Annotated in this window: 18 protein-coding genes and 4 tRNA genes; 10 read left to right on the top strand and 12 right to left on the bottom strand. The window is 38.7% G+C overall.

Annotation, left to right across the window (positions count from 1 at the left end; all coding sequences use genetic code 11):
- Nucleotides 1-11 precede the first annotated feature (11 nt).
- From H4J46_RS00735 to H4J46_RS00720, 4 genes are all read left to right on the top strand, one after another.
- Nucleotides 12-482 (top strand): CreA family protein, encoded by a 471-nt coding sequence (locus H4J46_RS00735; RefSeq protein ID WP_182231680.1) that lies wholly within the window; start codon nucleotides 12-14, stop codon nucleotides 480-482.
- A 122-nt stretch (nucleotides 483-604) separates the two neighbouring features.
- Complete coding sequence (locus H4J46_RS00730; protein WP_182231679.1) at nucleotides 605-1384, top strand: hypothetical protein; 780 nt, start codon at nucleotides 605-607, stop codon at nucleotides 1382-1384.
- Nucleotides 1385-2243: 859 nt separating this feature from the next.
- Nucleotides 2244-6230, top strand: a complete 3987-nt coding sequence (gene hrpA / locus H4J46_RS00725) for an ATP-dependent RNA helicase HrpA (protein ID WP_220462891.1) — start codon at nucleotides 2244-2246, stop codon at nucleotides 6228-6230.
- Between the two features lie 75 nt (nucleotides 6231-6305).
- Entirely contained in the window at nucleotides 6306-6605 is a 300-nt protein-coding gene (locus H4J46_RS00720) for a PilZ domain-containing protein (RefSeq protein WP_182231678.1), read from the top strand.
- Between the two features lie 48 nt (nucleotides 6606-6653).
- On the opposite strand, the gene H4J46_RS00715 is transcribed toward H4J46_RS00720, so the two are convergent.
- On the bottom strand, nucleotides 6654-7844 hold the full coding sequence (locus H4J46_RS00715) for a class I SAM-dependent methyltransferase (RefSeq protein ID WP_182135525.1): 1191 nt from the start codon (nucleotides 7842-7844) through the stop codon (nucleotides 6654-6656).
- A 163-nt stretch (nucleotides 7845-8007) separates the two neighbouring features.
- On the opposite strand from H4J46_RS00715, the gene H4J46_RS00710 reads away from it, so the two are divergent.
- A complete protein-coding gene (locus H4J46_RS00710) occupies nucleotides 8008-8277 on the top strand; it encodes an acylphosphatase (protein WP_182231677.1) in 270 nt (89 codons plus the stop codon).
- 83 nt (nucleotides 8278-8360) lie between these two features.
- On the top strand, nucleotides 8361-9329 hold the full coding sequence (locus H4J46_RS00705) for an NAD(P)H-quinone oxidoreductase (RefSeq protein ID WP_182231676.1): 969 nt from the start codon (nucleotides 8361-8363) through the stop codon (nucleotides 9327-9329).
- 179 nt (nucleotides 9330-9508) lie between these two features.
- Here H4J46_RS00705 and H4J46_RS00700 read toward each other — a convergent pair whose 3' ends face one another.
- The 9 genes from H4J46_RS00700 to H4J46_RS00660 all read right to left on the bottom strand — a co-directional run bounded on the left by H4J46_RS00700 (nucleotide 9509) and on the right by H4J46_RS00660 (nucleotide 12895).
- Complete coding sequence (locus H4J46_RS00700; protein ID WP_182231675.1) at nucleotides 9509-9754, bottom strand: sel1 repeat family protein; 246 nt, start codon at nucleotides 9752-9754, stop codon at nucleotides 9509-9511.
- A gap of 919 nt (nucleotides 9755-10673) precedes the next feature.
- The gene (locus H4J46_RS00695; protein ID WP_182135529.1) at nucleotides 10674-10880 is read right to left on the bottom strand and encodes a DUF1653 domain-containing protein; all 207 of its coding nucleotides are present in this window, start codon (nucleotides 10878-10880) and stop codon (nucleotides 10674-10676) included.
- 17 nt (nucleotides 10881-10897) lie between these two features.
- Nucleotides 10898-11356 carry a molybdopterin synthase catalytic subunit MoaE gene (gene moaE / locus H4J46_RS00690; RefSeq protein ID WP_182231674.1) on the bottom strand — a complete coding sequence of 153 codons (459 nt, stop codon included), beginning with the start codon at nucleotides 11354-11356 and terminating at the stop codon, nucleotides 10898-10900.
- Nucleotide 11357: 1 nt separating this feature from the next.
- On the bottom strand, nucleotides 11358-11606 hold the full coding sequence (gene moaD, locus H4J46_RS00685) for a molybdopterin synthase sulfur carrier subunit (RefSeq protein WP_182231673.1): 249 nt from the start codon (nucleotides 11604-11606) through the stop codon (nucleotides 11358-11360).
- Between the two features lie 2 nt (nucleotides 11607-11608).
- Nucleotides 11609-12109: a cyclic pyranopterin monophosphate synthase MoaC gene (gene moaC / locus H4J46_RS00680; protein ID WP_182231672.1), complete on the bottom strand. Its 501-nt coding sequence runs from the start codon at nucleotides 12107-12109 to the stop codon at nucleotides 11609-11611.
- A gap of 298 nt (nucleotides 12110-12407) precedes the next feature.
- Nucleotides 12408-12484 (bottom strand) — tRNA-Met (locus tag H4J46_RS00675).
- 60 nt (nucleotides 12485-12544) lie between these two features.
- A tRNA-Met gene (locus tag H4J46_RS00670) sits at nucleotides 12545-12621 on the bottom strand.
- Between the two features lie 60 nt (nucleotides 12622-12681).
- Nucleotides 12682-12758, bottom strand: a tRNA-Met gene (locus H4J46_RS00665).
- Nucleotides 12759-12818: 60 nt separating this feature from the next.
- Nucleotides 12819-12895, bottom strand: a tRNA-Met gene (locus tag H4J46_RS00660).
- Nucleotides 12896-13251: 356 nt separating this feature from the next.
- On the opposite strand from H4J46_RS00660, the gene rlmKL reads away from it, so the two are divergent.
- From rlmKL to H4J46_RS00640, 4 genes are read left to right on the top strand one after another with little or no spacing between them, the layout of a single operon-like run.
- Nucleotides 13252-15378 (top strand): bifunctional 23S rRNA (guanine(2069)-N(7))-methyltransferase RlmK/23S rRNA (guanine(2445)-N(2))-methyltransferase RlmL, encoded by a 2127-nt coding sequence (gene rlmKL, locus H4J46_RS00655; RefSeq protein WP_182231671.1) that lies wholly within the window; start codon nucleotides 13252-13254, stop codon nucleotides 15376-15378.
- Between the two features lie 11 nt (nucleotides 15379-15389).
- Nucleotides 15390-15620 carry a glutaredoxin family protein gene (locus H4J46_RS00650; protein WP_182231670.1) on the top strand — a complete coding sequence of 77 codons (231 nt, stop codon included), beginning with the start codon at nucleotides 15390-15392 and terminating at the stop codon, nucleotides 15618-15620.
- A gap of 3 nt (nucleotides 15621-15623) precedes the next feature.
- Complete coding sequence (locus H4J46_RS00645) at nucleotides 15624-17525, top strand: ATP-binding cassette domain-containing protein (protein WP_182231669.1); 1902 nt, start codon at nucleotides 15624-15626, stop codon at nucleotides 17523-17525.
- A 25-nt stretch (nucleotides 17526-17550) separates the two neighbouring features.
- Nucleotides 17551-19332, top strand: a complete 1782-nt coding sequence (locus H4J46_RS00640; RefSeq protein ID WP_182231668.1) for a DUF3466 family protein — start codon at nucleotides 17551-17553, stop codon at nucleotides 19330-19332.
- 375 nt (nucleotides 19333-19707) lie between these two features.
- Here the strand turns inward: H4J46_RS00640 and ilvN are convergent, their stop codons facing one another.
- Nucleotides 19708-20208: an acetolactate synthase small subunit gene (gene ilvN, locus H4J46_RS00635; RefSeq protein WP_182231667.1), complete on the bottom strand. Its 501-nt coding sequence runs from the start codon at nucleotides 20206-20208 to the stop codon at nucleotides 19708-19710.
- On the bottom strand, nucleotides 20208-21932 hold the full coding sequence (locus H4J46_RS00630; RefSeq protein ID WP_182231666.1) for an acetolactate synthase 3 large subunit: 1725 nt from the start codon (nucleotides 21930-21932) through the stop codon (nucleotides 20208-20210). Before H4J46_RS00630 ends, ilvN begins: the two co-directional genes overlap by 1 nt.
- Nucleotides 21933-22038 lie beyond the last annotated feature (106 nt).

Genomic DNA, 22038 nt, shown 5'->3' with positions numbered 1-22038 from the left:
ACATAAGCCACATGAAAAACTTTCTAGGCTTATCTATCGCTATGATACTTGTTGGCTGTTCAGATGACGTGGGTAAAGTTAGCCTGGGCTTATTTACCACAAAAGATGTGGTTATCAACGCTAAGCAAGATCCGATTGTAACTGGGGTAACCTGTCATATTAGTCATGTGGAAGCTGATTTAGATTTTTCTGATCCATCAGATATGAGTATTGCTTGTCGACAAACGGGTGAAATATCCGCGCAAGCCTTAGCAAAAATTGATCGCTCAAAAAATGGTGAAGTAGTCTTTAAAGAGTCAAAAAGTATTTTATTTAAAAGCTTAAAAGTCAGACGTATTTATGATGCTGAAAACAAAACTCTTATTTACCTGTCTTACTCCACGAAAGAGTCGTCTGGTAGTCATCACCATTCATTATCAACAGTGCCTTTATACAAGACTAAAGCTTGGCAGTGGGCCTTGGCTCAAGATGTGAAGAATTAGGTGTTTAAGGCCTTTAACTGATGAAAGTTAAGCATTAACCTGTGGGTTATAATCCATGTTTACTTTTTGTGTTGTTAACTTTATAACCCATAAAATCAAAAATTTAAAAAGTAGTATAAATTATGTTAGCAAAACTTTTTAGTCCAAAAGAAATTATTGATGAAAACACCCAGAATTGGATATTTGATACCTTTGCATGGGCTATTGAAAATTTTGAAATTAATGTGCTTAAAAATGATAGTCGTTTAATACTACCGACCAATGAGTTCTATCCTGGCACAGTCAGCAGTATTGATGAAATGGCTCAAGCTATGTTCATAAATACCAAAAACTATGCGGGCATGCAAAAGTGGCCGATACAACTTTCATCGGCCACTCCGACATCAAATACCGCCATTGAAGATTTGAGTTTAGGGCCAATTATTAGAGGCGATCATGCTGAGGTTGCCATCAGCAATGGAGCCTTAATACTGGGATTTACGCCAAATCAGGTGAATCAACCACAAGACTTAATTGCCGCTATTAGCCAAACACTGGCCAGTATTTTGGTGATTTCAAACAAGGTTATGCCGCCAGGAGGTAAAGAGTATTTACCACAAGCGACAGATCTTGTCGCTTGTTTTATGGGCTTTGGTGTTATTTTTGCCAATACAGCCTATCAATTTAAAGGTGGTTGTGGCGCTTGTAATAATGCTAGTTTAAACCGCCAAGCGGCATTAACCGAGCCTGAAACTTTATATGCATTAGCCCTTTTTTGTGTTTTAAAAAAAGAGCCAATGAAAAATGTTAAAGGCCATCTAAAGTCTCATTTGAAAAAAGATTTTGTTAACGCTTATAGAAGCATTGAACAATCGCTTTCAAGCACTACACAACCGGCATTATTAGCTTTGGTAAGTGAATAGTTTACAAAAAATAAAAAACTGTAAATTTTTAGCTATATAGCTCAATAGAGTTGTTAGGTTATGAAGTCAACGCTTAGGGTTAGACAGAAAGTGAGTACTTTAATTAAAATTTTTTTTACGGGTAATTATCAACGTATAGCTATTTTTTTGTCCTTTCTGTAGGTCGAACTTTAGTCCGTCAACCGTTTAGCCAGCGGTTAATCTGATAGGTTAACTCAGATCTGCCACGGGTATTTTTTATTTGGCTATGTGTTAAGCACGGTTAAATTTCATTTAACTTGATGGACTAAAGTCCAACCTACAAAGGCCCAGATAAAACTTATGGGTAATTGCGTAGCGTTTGGCAATTGTTTTGTAGGTCGGACTTTAGTCCGTCAACCGTTTAGCCAGCGGTTAATCTGATAGGTTAACTCAGATCTGCCGCGGGTATTTTTATTTGCCTATGTGTTAAGCACAGTTAAATTTTATTTAACTTGATGGACTAAAGTCCAACCTACAAAGGCCCAGATAAAACTTACGGGTAATTGCGTAGCGTTTGGTAATTTTTTTGTAGGTCGGACTTTAGTCTGTTAACCGTTTAGCCGGTGGTTAATCTGATAGGTTAGCTCAGATCTGCAACGAGTATTTTTATTTGGCTATGTGTTAAACAAGGTTAAATTGCATTTAACTTGATGGACTAAAGTCCAACCTACATCGAGCCTATGGGTGATCAGATAGCGTTGGGCAATTGTTTTTTAGGTCTAACTTCACTCCATCAACCGTTAAGCGGGCAATTTTCAAGTACAGTGGGTATATACTTATTCATTTGCCATTGCTTACCTGTTAATATAGTTTTTTTGTTATCTGTTTTGAGTCTGTCTTGTCTACTGCAATCACCGCAACTTCCACTGCTACTAAAAAAGCTAATAAAAACGTCACCGTAAAGTCACTTTTCAACCTTTTAGAGCAGGTTAAATTATCTGATAAAGCGCGCATTAAAAAGCGCTTATTGGCTGTTAAAAGTATTACTGATCAGAGTAAGCAAGAAAAAAGCTTACAGCAAATAGCGGCATTGATTGAACAATCGATAGAAAATAAACAACTTCGTCTCGCTAACGTACCTAAATTTAGTTACCCAGAAGCTTTACCGGTTTCACAAAATGTTGATATTATTGCTAAAGCTATTAATGAAAATCAAGTGGTTATTATTGCGGGCGAAACTGGCTCAGGTAAAACCACCCAAATTCCAAAGATATGTTTGCAGCTTGGCCGTGGCATTGACGGTATTATTGGTCATACTCAACCCCGACGCATCGCTGCTAGAACGGTAGCAAACCGTATTGCAGAAGAACTCAACACCAAGTTAGGTGACGCCGTTGGCTATAAAGTGCGCTTTAATGACCAAGTAGGCAAGCAAAGCTATATCAAGTTAATGACCGACGGTATTTTGTTGGCAGAGATGCAAAAAGATCGTTTGTTACGGCAATACGACACCTTGATCATCGATGAGGCGCATGAACGTAGTTTAAACATTGATTTTATTCTGGGTTATTTACGCCAAATTCTCCCTAAACGTCCTGATCTAAAAATCATTATTACTTCGGCAACCATTGACCCTGAAAAGTTTGCCAAACATTTTGCCAGTGCTACTGGTGTTCCTGCGCCCATTATTGAAGTATCGGGTCGAACTTTTCCAGTTGAGATGCGTTATCGGCCACTGAACGAGGCAAGTGATGAAAGCAATGATGATGGCGATGTTATTTCAGGCATTCTTAATGCGGTTGATGAGTTAGGCGCCGATGATAGTGGCGATATATTAGTGTTTCTCAACGGTGAACGAGAAATTCGAGATACCGCACGGTCATTAGAAAAAGCAAACTTACGCCATACTAATGTGCTACCGCTATATTCTCGTTTAACCGTTGCCGAACAAAATTTAATATTTAAACCCCATAGTGGCCGTAATATAGTGTTAGCCACCAACGTTGCTGAAACTAGTTTAACCGTGCCAGGCATTAAATATGTTATTGACCCAGGCACCGCAAGAATTTCTCGCTATAGTTACCGCACAAAAGTGCAACGCTTGCCAATAGAGGCTATTTCTCAAGCCAGTGCTAACCAGCGTGCTGGTCGTTGTGGCCGTGTATCGTCAGGGGTCTGTATTCGTCTTTATTCAGAAGAAGACTTTTTAAACCGCCCTGAGTTTACCGATCCTGAAATACTTCGCACTAATTTAGCGACCGTTATATTGCAAATGTTGGCTTTAGATCTCGGCGAGATTGCTGACTTTCCGTTTGTTCAACCACCTGATAAGCGCAATATTACTGATGGGGTGAAATTATTAGAAGAGCTGGCAGCGATAGACGCGAAGGCAAATAAAGTGACCTTAACGCCAATAGGGCGCTCGTTAGCAAAATTTCCTATTGATCCACGTTTGGCTAAAATGATTTTAACCGCGTCAGACTTAGGCTGTATTGAACAAATATTCATTATAGTCAGTGCCTTAAGTATTCAAGACCCACGTGAACGTCCACACGAAAAGCAACAATCAGCAGATGAAAAACATAGCCGGTTTAAGAACAAACAATCCGATTTTGTTGGCTTATTAAAACTGTGGAGTTATGTTGAAGAACAACAAAAGCAACTAACCAACAATCAATTTCGTCGCATGTGCCAAAAAGAATTCTTGTCCTATGTGCGTATTCGAGAGTGGCAAGATATTTACAGTCAACTAACGCATTCGTTACGCGAGTTAAAAATTCCGATGAGCCGCATCGAAGTAGACCTATCGGAAGAAGCTGAAAAAAGCGCTACTAATCCAAATTTAGATATGGTCCATCAAGCAATATTGTCAGGCTTACTCAGTCATTTAGGTCAACAAGATGAAAACCGAGAATATAACGGTGCACGTGGCAGTACCTTCTTTATTTTCCCAGGTTCTGCTTTAGCTAAAAAATCGCCCAAATGGTTAATGGCAGCAGAGCTAGTTGAAACCAGTCGTTTATTTGCCCGTATGGCAGCAAAAATTGACCCTTTGTGGATTGAACCCCTTGCTCAGCATTTAGTTAAACGCAGCTACAGTGAACCGCATTGGGAGAAAAAGCAGGGCGCTGTGATGGGGTTTGAGCAAGTATCACTCTATGGTCTGATTATTGTTGCTAAGCGTAGTGTGCACTTTAATCAAATTGAACCTGATACCTGTCGTGAAATTTTTATCCGCGAGGCGTTAGTTAACGGTGAAAGCACGATTAAAGAGGTATTTTTAAAAGATAATTGTCAATTAGTTAATGAAATTGAAGCATTAGAGCAAAAAGCTCGACGCAGAGATTTTTTGATTGAAGAGCAGCAGTTAGTCGATTTTTATAGCGAAAAACTACCAGAAAGCGTCACTTGTCAACGCAGCTTTTTAGCTTGGTGGAAAAAGCAAAAACAAGCCGACGCCAAACTATTAAACTTTACTAAAGCCTTTTTGTTAAAAGAAAGTGCGGTTAAATTATCCGCCACTGAATACCCTGAAACCTGGCAGCAAGGCAGTTTAACCTTACCGCTGAGTTATCATTTTAATCCGGGCGATATCGACGACGGTATCAGTGTTTTGATACCGCTAGGGATATTAAATCAAGTGGAAAATATTGGTTTTGATTGGTTGATTCCTGCTTTACGACTTGAACTTATTACGGCATTAATTCGAGCTTTACCTAAAGCATTAAGGCGTAATTTTGTGCCTGCGCCTAATTACGCCGAAGCTTGTTTAGCGGCAATCACTAATGCTGATGTGGCATTAACTACCTCCATTGAAAAACAGTTGTTAAGAATGACCGGTGCCCGTCTACCTGAAGACGCTTGGCAAGGTTTAGAGCTAGTACCGCATTTATCGATGAATTTTAAAATTGTTAATGAACATGGAAAATTGATCCAACAAGGCCGCAAGCTTGACGAATTGAAAGACAGTTTACAAGGTAAAGTGCAAGCGTCGATTAAAAAGGTCGCTGACAAAGGTATTGAACGCAGTAATATCGACCAGTGGGACTTTAAAAGCTTGCCAAAAAGCTATGAAAAGAAAGTCGCTAATATCACCATAAAAGCCTTTCCAGCTTTGGTGGATAAAAATAAGTCTGTTGCTATTGAGTTATTTGAACATGAAAGTTTAGCAGAACAAGCCATGCTTGATGGGGTCAGTCGACTTGTTTTACTGAGCATACCGTCGCCAATAAAATATTTGCAGGAAAAGTTACCCAATAAAGCTAAATTAGGGCTGTATTTTAATCCCTTTGGTTCGATAACTGATTTGTTAGATGACTGCATTGTTGCTGGCTGTCAATTCTTAGTTAACGAATACGGCGACTTACCGCGTGCTCAAGCAGAGTTCGAAGCCTGTAAAGAACATGTTCGTGCAGAAATTGCGGATTGTGTCTTAAGTGCGGCGATTAAAGTCGAGCGAGTATTAAGTCTGGCGCATGATGTTCGCAAAAAAATGAAAGGTAAAATGTCATTAAATGTTGTGCAATCTCATGGTGATATTAAAAGCCAATTAGAGACCCTAGTTTTTAAGGGCTTTATCACTAAAGCCGGATACCAACGTTTGGATGATATTGCCCGTTATTTAAGTGCCATGTTACGACGATTAGAAAAGTTGCAAATAGATCCTAATCAAGACAGATTGAAAATGTTAGAGCTTGAAAAAGTGCAAAAATCACTAGATACAGTCATTGCTCAACAGCCTAAGGGTCAACCAATAAGTAAAGCCTTAATGCAAGGTTATTGGATGATAGAAGAGTTGCGGGTATCACTTTTTGCACAAAATTTAAAAACACCTTTTCCAATTTCAGCTAAAAGAATATTGAACTACATCAAAGAATATGCATAATATTAGTCAATAATTTGACAGTTATCGTTAATATAAATAAAAGTGTACTAACGATAAAAATATAATGGAGTAGTGATGACTAATTACGATAATAAACGGAACTTTTATCGCATGATGTTAAACAGTGAAGTAACCTTGACCATCATTGACGATGAATCTAATAGCAAGGCGTTAGTCACATGTCGTGATTTAAGTGCTACGGGAATGGCGATTGAGATGCAGCACCCATTAGAAATAAACACAGCGGTGCGTATAAGTGTTCAGTCGCTCAATAACGCTGTGCAGCACTTAAATGCTATAGGCAAAGTAGTGAGAGTGACGGAAGATAACGCAAACTGTTATCTGATCGGTGTTAATATTACTGAGGTTGATTAAGTTTAGCCACTAATATCTAATGGCTAAAGATTGCTTTATATAGCCAAGTTACTCAACTTGGCAGACCAAACCTTTAAGATAGTAACCTTCAGGGTAATTTGACGATACCGGGTGATCCGCGGCTTGGTGTAATCTATCAACAAAGTAAGCATTTCTTTTCGCGTCTAATGCTCCATCAGCAACCACTTTTTGAAATAAACTTGATTCCATTAAACCTGAGCAAGAAAAAGTTAACAAAATACCATTAGGGTTAAGTAACTGCATTGCTAACATATTGATATCTTTGTAGCCACGACATGCACCCGTCAGTTGGGCCTTTGATTCAACAAACTTAGGTGGGTCGAGAATTATCATGTCGAAAGTACGTTTTTCTTCACGGTATTGACGCAATAATTTAAAAACATCCGCTTTGACGAATGAGATGTTTTTATCTTCTAACTGATTAAGCTCAACGTTTTTCTTGGCTAAGTCTAATGCTGACTCAGAAACATCAACATTAATGACTTCTTTAGCGCCACCCGCGGCACAATGTAGCGCAAAAGTGCCGGTATAAGAAAAACAGTTTAATACACTCTTATCACGGGCATACTTACCTGCGGCAAGACGAGATTCACGTTGATCTAAATAAAAACCTGTTTTATGGCCTTTAGCCACATCAACATGAATTTTAATACCGTACTCTTCAATAATACACTCGGTTGACGCTTGTGGTTCAGTTAACCAACCTGTTACCGGCTCTAAACCTTCTTTTTTGCGCACATCAACATCTGAACGCTCATAAATATGGCAACCAGGATAAAGTTCTTTAAGACATTCAACTAAGGTATAGCGGTGCAAGTCTGCTCCAGCGCTCAGTAATTGGCAAACAATTAAGTTGTCGTATTTATCTATGGTGATACCCGGCAGACCATCAGACTCGCCAGCAATAAGTCGATAGCCGGTTAAACCATCTCTTTCAATAAACCAGTCGCGTCTTTTTTGCGCACTTAACAATTTATTACGAAAAAAACTGCTATCAATTTCCTCATCAATATCAAAACTCCAAACCCGAATTCTAATTTGAGATTCTGGAGAATATGCGCCTTTAGCGAGCCAGTTGCCTTTGTTGTCATAGACATCAACCGTGTCACCAAGTAATGGGTTACCTTTGATTTTGTTAATTGCTTGAGAAAAAATCCAAGGATGTTTTCGGCGTAATGATTTCTCACGAGCAACTTTTAAATAAATTCTTGCTGACATAGGCCTATACTTATAATTACAATAATAATGGCGCGAGTGTAGTCAATGCATGGCGAGGGTGCAATGGTCAATTTTAACTATTTTTCATTTCAAAATTTTGGTGGGAATGAAAGTTAGAAATAACAATAACAATAGCAATAAGCTTATTTTAAGGTGAAAAATAATGGATGTAAGTTACATGGCACATGTCAGTGGCAAGGTTCAAGGCGTTTACTTTCGAGTTTCTAGCCAACAGATTGCGATTGAACATAGTTTAAGTGGTTACGCGCGTAATTTAACTAATGGCGATGTAGAAGTGCTAATGTGTGGTGAAGAGAAAAATATTGATAAAATGCTAAAGTGGTTAGCAAAAGGTCCTCCAGAAGCACAAGTGGTGAAGGTTGACGCTAAGCAAGTACCATTTCAGGAACATAATTTTTTTTCAATTAGCTGATTTTATACCTTTATCACGTTGGTATTTAAGGTTAATTAAGGCAAACTAGCTATTATAAAAGACCGTGGATAAAAGGAAATAAATTGCGTTATATAGCTATTAATGATCAACAGCAGTTAAGTTTTGATGAAATTGACAAGCCAGCAATAGGTAACGATGAATGCTTAATTAAAGTCAGGGCTATTGGTGTTAATCGCGCAGATATTTTGCAAAAAAAAGGCCAGTATCCACCACCGCCTGGTGAATCAAGCATACTCGGCATTGAGGCTTGTGGTGAAATTTTTGCTATCGGTGGGCTACAAGCCGGCTGGAATGTTGGCGATAAGGTTTTCGCTATTGTGCCTGGTGGCGCCTACTCAGAATACGTTAAAGTCAAAACCGATCACTTAATAAAGTTGCCTGAAAATTTAAGCTATGCTCAAGGTGCGGCAATAGCCGAAGTTTATTTAACCGCTTATCAATGTTTATTTTCCATCGCTAACTTACAGTCAAATGCTAATGTACTTATTCATGCCGGCGCTAGTGGCGTAGGCACGGCGGCTATTCAACTAGCTAAACAGCTTAATTGCTCAGTAACCGTTACTGTCGGTCATGAAGACAAAGTATCGGCCTGTAAAGCTCTAGGCGCGGATGAAGCGATTAATTATCACCAAACTGACTTTGTGACTTGGGCAGAACAACAAAAACAAAGCTATGACGTGATTATCGATGTGGTTGCCGGCGAGTATGTTAATAAAAACATTAGGGTATGTGCGCTAGATGGTCATATTGTTATCTTGTCAATGTTAGGTGGCCGTTTTGCGGAAAGTATTGATGTCGCTAAAATGCTTGCTAAGCGAGTAAATCTTCATGCCACCACACTACGTAGCCGAAGTAATGAATATAAAACCAAATTAATTAAAGCATTTACGCAAGACTTTTATCACTGCCTTGAAATAGGCTTAATCAGCCCGGTTATTTACCAGCAATATAGCTGGCATGATGCAGAAGTTGCCCATCAAGTTATGTTGAATAATGAAAATATTGGCAAACTAATACTCATTATAAATTAGTGCAATTAGCATTAGTTCTCGACCGTAAGTTCAGTGCTTAAATTTCGTACTTTAACATTAACACCTGTTGTAACTAGATTTTTAAAAAAGTTATAAATTTGGCAAGATGAAAGTTGTTTGCAAACAATTTCATACTTTAAAATGGCTGGTTTGTGACTTTGCAGTGCCGCCTGATTCAGTCAATAAAGTGCTTTTTTGAGGCTTTTTTCTACATATCGTCCATTAATATACATTTGTGCAAGGTTCACTTGTCCTTGTGCAAAGTTGTAGTTTGCAGAGGTAGTAAATAACTCAAATGCCTGTTTTAAATTGGTTTCACTAAACCGCTGTTTAAGGAAAGCCTCACCCGTTAAATTCTCTCGTCGACCTTTAATAAAAATATTACTACGATATTTTCTTGGCTCAGGCCCTACGCGCTGTCCCAAAATTTTGTTGTTAATAGGTCACATCGCTTGATAAATAGCACTGGGCGCCAATTGCTGTTGAATTTCTTGATGTTCATAATCAAAGCGCTTAGCTTCGAAATAGTCTTTATAAGTTAGCTGGCCATAATAAATACTGTTGATTGTCGCGTGTTGGTTAGGATAACAAAAATTGCCATAAACTAAGGTAATAATGTCACCCGTTATGTCAACTATTTTGGCAATACGATATTTTTCATTGGGTCTTAGGTTGTGGCTTACTATACGAAAATCAAAAAAATAAATATCATTGATTTTTGGTGTTGCTACTATTTGGCGAGTTTTTTGTTGATCACGATTGGTTTTATAAATGACATAATAGCTGTAATAGGTCAGACATAATAATACTGGGATTAATCATGATTTTTTTGAAGATATAAAGTGTTTAAATGATGATATAAAAGCCGATAGCTTGAGTCGCTGAACTTGCCCGTTGTTACTATTTTTGACCCTACTTGCTTTAAACATTATATATCCCTAGAAATATGGGTTTTTTTCCGAGTTCACATTAACTCTAACATCTTCAATGGCAATATTATTAACATCTTGGAAATGCAGGCTAAATAAATCAATAGAGTCACGACAGTAAATGATAGCTGGCGTAAACCCGACACTTTGGACTAGTCTGAAACAATCTAATCTCCATCATTAAACAATTATTATCTTCAAATAGAGCCTTGATTTGATTTCCTCACTTAGTATTGGATGGTTTTTTGTCGGGCGGACTTTAGTCTGTCAACTGTTAAGCTGGCTATTAACGTGATGGGACCAACAAATATTTACAGCAGGGATTATTTTTTGGTCGTTCGCATCGATACTCAAGGAAGTTAAATTTCGCTTACGTGATGGACAAATGTCCAATCTATATTTTTAGTTAACTATCTTAACCAACATATTGAAAGCGTTTGAGCTGCTTTCCATCTCTTTCAATGATTTCATCAAACATAGCAAGTGGCCTAACCCAAATGGCTCTTTCACCGTATTCAGGTTGATAAACCACCATGGTTTCTTCAGTTTCACTGTGCGTTGCTAAGTGTAGTACTTGGTAAAAATTACCTTTAAAATGTTGATAACGTCCAATTTTTAACATGAATAATCTCATTGTTTCTAGTTTGTTAGTTTTGTCGACCATTGTTGTGAAATTTTACTGTCACTGGCTTTGGCTTCTAACCATTTACTGCCTTCACTGGTTAACTCTTTTTTCCAAAATGGGGCTTTGGTTTTTAAAAAATCGATAAGAAATTCGCAAGCAGCAAAGGCCGCTTTTCGATGCGGACTCGTGACACCAATAAAGACAATTTGTTCGCCAAGGGTTAAATCGCCAACACGATGAATAATAATCACCTTATTAAGCGGCCAGTGCTCGTGTGCTTCAGCCTCTATTTCACCCAATACCCTTTCTGTCATGCCAGGGTAGTGCTCTAGCGATAATCCTTGCACTCCAAGCCCTTCATTAAAGTCTCGGACTTTACCAACAAAAGTTACTACAGCGCCATCTTGGTTGTCATCTGCGAGTTTTTGGTACTCATCTGCAACAACAAAATCTTTCTGTTGTACGTTGATCATATTAGCCTCCGGTAACAGGAGGGAAAAAAGCGACTTCATCACCGGTATTGACACTATGTGACCAATCGGTGATCTGCTGATTAACCGCAACAAGTAAGCTATCAGCCGACATAACCTTGGCCCATAAATCATCCGTGTTAGCGAGTTGTTGTCGAATTAGCTCTGTTGTCATATTTTCACTGGCCGATATTTGCAAGCTATCGGTGGATAACTGTTCGCGTAGGCGAGCAAAAAACAAAATTTTTATCATGATTAGATCCTTTCTTGAGTCGCAGGGTTATGAAGGTAGCTACCTGATTTTCCACCTTGTTTTTCACATAAATGGATATTGGTAATAATCATGTCTTTTTGTACCGCTTTACACATATCGTAGATCGTCAAGGCGGCGGTTGAAGCGGCAGTTAATGCTTCCATTTCTACCCCTGTTTTACCTGAAAGCTTACAAAGCGCAGTGATTTTCACCCGGTTTTGCTTTGGCTCTGCGATTATGTCGACTTCTATTTTTGTCAGCATAAGCGGGTGACAAAGCGGAATAAGCTCACTGGTTTTTTTTGCCGCCATAATGCCAGCAATTCTGGCGGTCGCAAATACGTCACCTTTATGATGTTTTCCTTCGACAATCATTGCGAGGGTTTGCGCAGACATTTCAATATAGGCTTGAGCAATGGCGGTACGTTCAGTAACAATTTTTTTAGTTACATCAACCATATGGGCATCACCATTAGCATTGATATGAGTAAATTCGTCGCTCATCAAAAATATTCTCTTAATTATTAGCTATTCAGCTTTATGTAAATTCACCGTTTATAGTACCTTATCTGAAGGTTTATTTAGTGATTTATATTAAGAAAAGTGATTTGATATTAGTATCAAGTGATTAATAAAATATGTAGTAAAAATTGCAGTGAGTTAATTAAATTTAAGGTGTCAGCAGGATGATATTGATTTAGCTACTATTTGAAAAATTCATCGCTGTTACATTAAAATAATATCGAGCTTGGAAAAAATATAAGGGTATGTAAAGTAGGTATATTAGAAGGGTATATAAAATTGGTTGCGGGAGCAGGATTTGAACCTACGACCTTCGGGTTATGAGCCCGACGAGCTACCAGACTGCTCCATCCCGCGTCCGAATGGTTTAAGTAAATACTTAAACAAGCCAAGTTGTTTTAATTCAAACTTAAGAATTGGTTGCGGGAGCAGGATTTGAACCTACGACCTTCGGGTTATGAGCCCGACGAGCTACCAGACTGCTCCATCCCGCGTCCGAATGGTTTAAGTAAACACTTAAACAAGCCAAGTTGTTTTAATTCAAACTTAAGAATTGGTTGCGGGAGCAGGATTTGAACCTACGACCTTCGGGTTATGAGCCCGACGAGCTACCAGACTGCTCCATCCCGCGTCCGAATAGTTTAAGTAAACACTTAAACTAGCCAAGCTGTTTTAATTCAAACTTAAGAATTGGTTGCGGGAGCAGGATTTGAACCTACGACCTTCGGGTTATGAGCCCGACGAGCTACCAGACTGCTCCATCCCGCGTCCGAATGGCTTAATACATTAGCCAAGACAACTTTTTTAATTCTAGCTTAAGAATGATTTAAAATTGCGGTTAGCTGCTTGCCTTAAATCGAGGCGTATAATAAGGATACATCATCTTATTTGCAACATGTTTTATACTTATTTTAGCGATTAATCTCATTTATTTATTACTTGTTGTTTTTTTGCGCGTGAATGACTCGTATTTCAGACGATTAGTTGAAATTAGGCTGAATTTAAAATAAACACCGCTTATCTTGCCAGATATTGTTAGATAGTTTGCGCTAATTTGTAAAAGACCTATAAGTAGCCCGTGTCTTTGTTTATAATCGCGGCATAAATTAGATTGGGAAACCTATATGCAGCAATTTTTAGCATTAACCTCACCAGGTATAGAAATATTACTGGCACAAGAACTTAAAGATTTGAAAGCCGAACAAGTTGTTCAAAAGCCTGAGGGCGTTTATTTCACTTCAACGATTGAACATGCGTATCACATTTGTCTGCGCTGTCGCTTATCCACTCGCATACTGCTGAAGTTGGCTGAAGGTGACGCTAACAATAAAGATGAGCTTTATGCGGTAGCAAAGTCCATCACTTGGTCGGAAATGTTCTCTGTTGATAATACCTTTGCCATTGATTTTGTCGGTACAAGCGACGAAATCAGAAACAGTCAATTTGGTGCCTTAACGGTTAAAGATGCGGTTGTTGACCATTTTCGCGATTTAAACCAAGAACGTCCTTCAGTTGATAAGTCAGCGCCACAGGTAAGTTTTCAAGCACGTTTGTTAAAGCAAAAAGTTGTTATTTATTTAGACTTCTCTGGCCGTAGCTTATTTAAAAGGGGCTATCGAGAGCATTCGGGTGCTGCGCCATTAAAAGAACATTTAGCGGCCGCTATTATTACTCGTTCTGGTTGGTTAGAAGATACCTCTAAGCCTTTAGTTGACCCTATGTGTGGTTCTGGAACTATAGTGATAGAGGCGGTATTAATGGCAGCAGGTTATGCACCTGGCATTGATAGAGCGCAATGGGGTTTTGATTTTTGGTTAGGGCATCAGCCTGCCGCCTGGAAATCAGCAAAGTCTGCTGCCATTGAACAATCACATGTTGGTTTAACGCAGCTTAAAACTAAAGTATTTGGTCTTGATCTTGATAGCCGAGTATTACAAACCGCCCAGCAAAATGCTAAAAATGCTGGCGTGCAAAGGTTTATTGAATTCTCGTGTAAAAATGCTAATGACATAAAAAATGCCTTTGGTCCTAAAGGTACTATCTTATTTAACCCACCCTACGGCGAACGAATAGGTGAGCTACCTGAACTGGTAGAAAGCTTTGCTTTACTAGGGCAGAAGTTTAAATCTCATTTTGTTAATTGGCGAGTGGCGGTGTTAACAGCCAATACTGAATTGTTAGCCATGATGAAAATGGTGACTTTAAAACGTTATAAGTTTAAAAATGGCCCATTAGATTGCCAATTTGCACTTTATAATTTAGATGATAAGCAAGTATCAAGCAGCAATGTTGATACTGAATTTGATGGTAAAGACTCAGACTTTGGTAATCGCTTATTAAAGAATAAGAAAAACTTGAAAGGCTGGCTTAAGCAAGAAAACATAGAATGTTATCGCTTATATGATGCCGATATTCCTGAGTATAATGTAGCGGTTGATGTTTATGGCGATCACTTGGTTATTCATGAGTACACGGCGCCAGCCATCATTGAACCTGAGAAAGTGGCGAAAAGATTACAAGAAGTTGTTTATTTTGCTCCTAAGGTACTTGGCGTTCCTACCGATAAAGTTATTATTAAAACGCGGGCAAAACAAAAGGGCAAAGATCAGTACCAACGGGTTGAACAAACCAAAAAATCCATGGTTGTGCATGAATATGGCGCGAAATTAAAAGTAAACCTTTGGGATTTTTTAGATACTGGGCTGTTTCTTGATCACCGTAAAACCCGCCAAATTGTTGCGAAAAAATCAGCGGGTAAATCATTATTAAATTTGTTTGCCTATACCGGTTCGGTTTCTTTGCAAGCGGCATTGCATGGCGCGGATACGGTAACCACGGTTGATATGTCGAAAACTTATTTAAGTTGGGCACAAGATAATTTTGTACTGAATAATCTCAGTGGTCATAAATATGACTTTATTCAAGCGGACTGTTTGCAATGGTTGAAGAAAAATGAGAAAAAATTTGATCTGGTGTTTATTGACCCACCCACTTTCTCTAATTCAAAGCGCATGGGAGAAAGCTTTGACGTGCAACGAGATCACATCAGTTTAATTACTGATGGAGTAAAATCACTCGCTACTGGTGGTGAATTAATTTTTACCAATAATAAGCGTAATTTTAAAATGGATTTTGACGCTATTTCTGCCTTAAATTTACAGGTGCAAGAAATAAGCGAGAGAACACGAGATAAAGACTTTCAACGCAACAAGCATATTCATAATAGTTGGTTGATTACACTTAAGGTGTAAGGTGAGTTAATATGTCAGTAAAATTTAACCTTTATGGCAGCGAAGGCTGTCATTTATGTGAAGAGGCTTTGGCATTATGCCTAGCTGTTATGCCTGCAACAGATATTCGCGTGGTCGATATACTCGATGATGATAAGCTAGTTACGCTGTATCGTGTTCGCATTCCTGTTTTAGAGCGTCTTTCGAGCCAAAAAAAATTATTTTGGCCATTTGAACAAGCACAAGTTTTGGAGTTATTGTAGTTTATGGAATTAATTCGTATTTCCCAAGGTGAATTAGCCTTCGGTGAAGACAAAGTCTTAGATAAAGCGGATCTGAGTGTACAAACGGGCGAAAGAATTTGTTTGGTTGGCAGAAATGGTGCTGGAAAATCGACATTAATGAAAGTATTAATGGGTTTTCAAACCTTAGATGATGGTCAAGTGCTTAAATCTAGCACCATGCAAGTCGCGATGTTAGAGCAAGATCCTCCAGAAACTTCAGATATCAGTGTTTTTGATCATATTGCACAAGGTGTAAAGGAAAATGCGGATTTAATTAAGCGTTATCATGCAATTATTCATGATGTTACTGAAGACCCATCAGACAAAAACCTTAATAAATTAGCCAATGTTCAAGATCAACTTGAAGTGGCAAACGCTTGGCAAGACGAACAACGTATCGAGCAAGTGATGACCACTTTGGCGCTGAACCCGGACGATAAGATTTGTGACCTTTCAGGCGGTTGGTTACGTAAGGTTGCGTTAGCTAAGGCCTTAGTGTCAGCACCAGATATTTTATTGCTTGACGAACCCACTAACCATTTAGATATTAAAAGTGTTTTATGGCTAGAGTCATTTTTAAAAGACTTTGCTGGCACGATACTTTTCATTAGTCATGATAGGGCATTTATTCGTGGCGTATCGACACGTATTATTGACCTTGATCGTGGTGTTTTGAAAAGTTACCCAGGCAATTATGATCTGTACATAGAGCAAAAAGCGCATGACTTGCAGGTTGAATCACAACAAAACTCGCTATTTGATAAGAAGCTGGCAGAAGAAGAAGTCTGGATTAGACAAGGTGTAAAAGCTCGTCGTACACGCAATGAAGGTCGAGTAAGAGCACTTGAGAAACTTCGAGGTGAACGCCAAGCTCGTCGTGAGGTTCGTAATCAAAGTACGATGAATATCACCCAAGGCGACCGTTCAGGTAAGCTGGTATTTGAAGCGGAAGACATAACTATCGCTTTTGATGATAAAGTTATTATCAAAAATTTAGATTTATTGATCACCCGAAATGACCGCATCGCCTTTATTGGTGCTAACGGTACGGGTAAGTCGACCTTGATTAAAATGATTATGGGCAATCTTGAAGCTACCAGCGGTAAAATGCGCTCAGGTGTTAATTTAGATATTGCTTATTTTGATCAACATCGTGAAGCCTTAGATCTTAACCAAACCGTGCAAGAAATTGTCGGTGAAGGTAAGCAAGAAGTTGTGGTAAACGGTAAACCAAGACATGTATTAGGTTACCTACAAGACTTCCTCTTTAGTCCTAAGCGTGCACGAACACCCGTTAGAGCCTTATCGGGCGGTGAAAAAAATCGCTTGTTACTTGCTCGGTTATTTTTACGCCCCAGTAACCTATTGATTTTGGATGAGCCAACCAATGATTTGGATATTGAAACTTTAGAGCTATTGGAAGAAGTCGTTGCAAATTATGCAGGAACAGTTATTTTAGTTAGCCATGATCGCGACTTTGTTAATAACTGTGTCAATAGTTGCTTGTATTTTGATGGTACCGGTCACGTTTCACAAATCGTTGGTGGCTACGATGATGTTGATGATTACTTAGCTTATAAAGACAAACAACGTGAAACAGCGACTAAGGCCGTTGCTAAAGTCGCTGTGGCTGAAAAAGCCAATAGTAAGGTTAATACCCCGGTTAAGAAAAAACGCTCATTTAAAGAGAAAACAGAGTTAGAAAACTTACCTGGGATTATTGATGAACTTGAAACATCAATTGCTGACTTGCAGGAAAAAGTTAATCACGCTGACTTTTTTAGTCAAAGCCAAGAGCAAAGTAATAATATATTGAACCAGTTAGCTATAGATGAGTCAAAACTCGAAGTTGCCTACGCTAGATGGCAAGAATTAGATGATTAATAACAAAAGTGAGTTTAGTAGTTACATGAACAAATTTGTAAAATCAATTTTAGCATTAGGTATCACTAGTGCATTAGGACTATCCGCGGTTAATGCTGCAACTTACCAAGTTATTGATAAAGGTAATGTTTCCTCATTAAAATACACTTATTCACAACAGGAAAATAATAACGGTGAAGCTGCTATTTCAGGCACTGACATCTATAACTTTCCCGTACAGTTTCAATACCTTGATGAAGATGACTATGACTTTATCGTTCTTTTAGCTGAGCGAAGTCATGAAGGTGTGCACGACCTAGTTAATATTGAAGATGAAGTGGCTTTACGCGCAGGTAATCCAACGGCTAATGATCTTTCATGGGTTATAAGGTTTTTAAGTTCAAGAGCGGGTAATAGCCTTTATCAAGAAATTGGTGATGTTTTTGCCATGACTAACTTTAATGGTCAAACAGAATTATTTAATGTATTTGATGAAAATATTCCTAATACAGATATTCTGACCCGCTCGACAAAAGAATTTATTAGTGGCATTACCAATGAAGGCTGGGTATACGGCAATGCCTCAGCGCCTTACTTACCGCTTGATTTTACTAAAAGTGATGCGGAAGAAGTAACACACTGGTTACGTGCATTTACCACCCGTGGTTTTTTCTCCTCTGACGGTGGTGCCAGTATCATCGAAGTCATTCCTCCTAGTGAGATAGATTTACCTGAAGATCAACGTTTTGGTGGTGAATCAGCCATATTAGATATTAGTGAGTCTCACTTTGCGGTTGGTTATGCTAGTACGAGTATTGATCAAAATGCCATTGACTTTATTAACGATGAAACCGGTGGTTGTGCTGATCCAGACGTACTTGATGATTTACCGTTTAAGATCTGTGTACAGCAGATTATTGCTGAGGTTTATAATACTGAAGCAATAAAATGGTCTATTGATGAACAAGGTATCATTAGCTCAGAAATATTAGGACAGTTAGTTACTCCTCATGTTGATGATGTTCGTGAATATGTTAACTATGCTCAAGCTATTAATAATCAAGGTGTAGCCGTCGGTTATGCTCATGGCTGGGTAAATGAAAATGTAACTGAACCCAGTGCAAGAGAACGTCGTAGTTTATATGCGGTAGTATATAAAGGCGGTGAAGTTATGGACTTTACTGAGGATCACGGCAAGTACTTTGATTCGCGTACTTATGGCATTAACGATGCCGGTATAGCAATAGGGCATGTTAATGCTTTTATTAATGGTAACCAAAGAACTAAGTTCTATCATGTTGATACCAATGCTGAAACGATGGAAATGATTTTACCAACAGACTTTTTTAACGGTAGTTCGAGTACAGCTCGCGCTATTAATGAAAGTGGTAAAATAGTAGGTGAAGGTGAGGTTGAAACGCATAACGACAACACCAGCACCCCGAGAAGAACACATGGTTTTTTATATGATATTACCAGTGAAACTTTTACCGATCTTAACGACTTTTTAGCCTGTGGCAGTGATTATACGATTATTGAAGCACGTGATATTAATGATGCCAATGAAGTTTCAGCAACCGCATTGATCAGAGTTCCTCGCCGTGATTCAAAGGGTGTATTAATGCTTGATGAGCAAGGCGAACAACTACTTGAAGATGTAGTTCGTGCAGTCACCTTGAAGCCAATCGCGGGAGAGCTTGAGGATTGTAGTGCTGTTGAAGAGAAAGTAGAACGTCAGGGTGCCGGTTTTGGTTCGAGTAGTATTTTATTGTTAATATTTGCCGGTTTAGCTCGCAGATTGACATGGAAGAGAAAGCTTAAGCATTAAATAAGTGGAGGCTTTTTAAAAACCCGGTGATAGATTTTGTTACCGGGCTTTTTAGATATGAATATTAAAAAAAATTGCCGAAGGCTAAATGTTCACTGACAACCATATGTAGGTGATATGTTACCTATGCCAATTCACTACAGGTTGGGCTAAATACCGAGCAATAATAACAATATATGGTTGCATATTATTGCTGGTTCATTAGATTCAGCGCCGGCTAAACTTTTGACAGACTGAAGTCCGGCCTACAAAACCATTGTCCAAGATTACATGATCATTTGTAGGCCCTATTTAGGTTCAATGTAGATTTGACTTTAGTCCATCAAGTTAAATACTTAAAGTCCCTCAGAATTGTCTATATAGCAAAGTATATTCTTACTTCACGCTTAACGCTTTTTCACCGCGAGCAATACCGACACAGCCAGATCTAACTGATTCTATGATTTCTGTTTCGTTGGCGAGTGTGGAGATAAAAGCATTGATTTTCTCTGCATTACCCGTCAGTTGAACAGTGTAAACCTGCTTACCAATATCAATAATAGAGCCTCTAAAGATATCAGTTATACGTTTTACTTCACTGCGTGACTTTTCGTTCATTGCCAAGACTTTAATAAGTAGTAATTCACGCTCGACATAACTTCGCTCGGTTAAGTCAGTTACTTTAATAACATCGATAAGTTTATTTACTTGTTTAACTATTTGCTCAAGTATTTTGTCATTACCTTTGGTGACAATAGTGATACGAGATAAGCTATCATCATCAGTGGGGGCAACGGTTAAACTTTCAATATTAAATGCTCGTTGAGAAAACAACCCAACAATACGTGAAAGTGATCCTGCTTCGTTCTCTAATAATACTGCTAAGATTCTGCGCATTAACCTTTCACTCCTTTTTTGATCCACATTTCATCAATAGCACCAGTACGTATTTGCATCGGATAGACATGCTCATTTTCATCAACCAGCACATCGACAAAAACTAGTCGGTTTTTAATCGCAAAAGCCTCTTTAATTTTTTCGTCTAATTCATCAAGCTTATTAATTTGCATACCTACATGACCATAGGACTCAGCCAATTTGACAAAATCTGGTAAAGAATCCATATACGAAGAGGAATGACGTCCACCATAGACCATATCTTGCCATTGACGGACCATGCCTAAAGAGCGGTTGTTCAATGAAATAATGACCACAGATAAATTATATTGCAAACAAGTTGATAGTTCTTGTATGTTCATCTGTATTGAACCGTCTCCGGTAATACAGATAACATGACTATTAGGAAAGGCTAATTTTACGCCCATTGCAGCAGGTAAGCCAAAGCCCATAGTGCCTAGACCACCTGAATTTATCCACTGACGTGGCTTCGCATACGGATAGTATTGCGCGGCAAACATTTGGTGCTGTCCAACATCAGAACATACGTAGGCATCACCTTGTGTTGCTTTATACATAGATTCAATAACACGCTGTGGTTTTATTACACCATCAGTTTGTTCGTAGCTAAAACTTTTAACTGCTCGCCATTGTGCAATTTGTTGCCACCATGTTTTGTTTTCTTCTTTGTTAACACTAAATTGCTTTTCTTCCAGTTCAACAAGCAACTGTTTAATTACAATATCAAGTAAGCCAACAACAGGAATATGAGCATTAATAGTTTTAGATATCGAGGTGGGATCAATATCAACATGCACGATAGTAGCATCTGGACAAAACTTCTTAACATTGTTAGTAACACGGTCATCAAACCTTGCCCCTAAAGCGAGAATAACATCAGCATTTGCCATAGCTCTATTAGCTTCTAAGCTACCATGCATGCCTAACATACCAATAAAGTTTTCATGTAAACCTGATATAGCGCCTAATCCCATTAAAGTATTGGTAACAGGTGCGTTAAGTTTCTCTACTAATTCGGTTAGCAATTCTGCGGCATTTGCTATGATTACGCCGCCACCAGCATAAACCACAAGACGTTTTGCTTGGCTTATAGCTTCTACCGCTTTCTTAATTTGACGGTGATGGCCTTTCACGTTTGGATTGTACGATCGCATGTTCACTTCTGCGCTTAATTTAAACTCTGCAGTGTATTGCGGCATTAAAATATCTTTAGGTAGCTCGATAACCACAGGACCAGGTCGACCGGTACTGGCAATATAAAATGCTTTTGCAATAGTGTTAGGTATGTCGACAACACTACGGCAGTTAAAGCTATGCTTTACTATTGGCCGAGAGCAACCAACAATATCGGTTTCTTGAAAGGCGTCGTCTCCAATCAGTCCGGTAGGCACTTGGCCTGAAAGCACCACCATAGGAATAGAGTCCATATACGCGGTTGCAATGCCGGTAATACAATTAGTAGCACCTGGCCCTGATGTCGCTAACACAAAGCCTACTTCACCAGTAGCGCGGGCAAAACCGTCTGCCATGTGAGTAGCGGCCTGTTCATGGCGAACAAGAATGTGCTCAACATCATCTTGTCGAAAGAGTGCATCATAAATATCTAAGACAGTACCTCCCGGATAGCCAAATAAATATTTTACCTTAAGTGCTGCTAGGGTTTTCACCACAAGTTCGGCACCTGAGAATTGCTCTTTTGTCATATGTAATCCCTTTAATAAATAAAATTTGTTCTGAATAATATCAATTGAAATAAATAGCGATAAAAAAACCCCCGTTCTTTTCAGAGCGAGGGCTTATTGTTGTTAT

Source organism: Colwellia sp. MB02u-6 (genome assembly GCF_014077095.1).
Classification (GTDB): domain Bacteria; phylum Pseudomonadota; class Gammaproteobacteria; order Enterobacterales; family Alteromonadaceae; genus Cognaticolwellia.
Note: the sequence above shows the minus strand (reverse complement) of the source record. Positions and strands in the feature narration are given on the sequence as shown.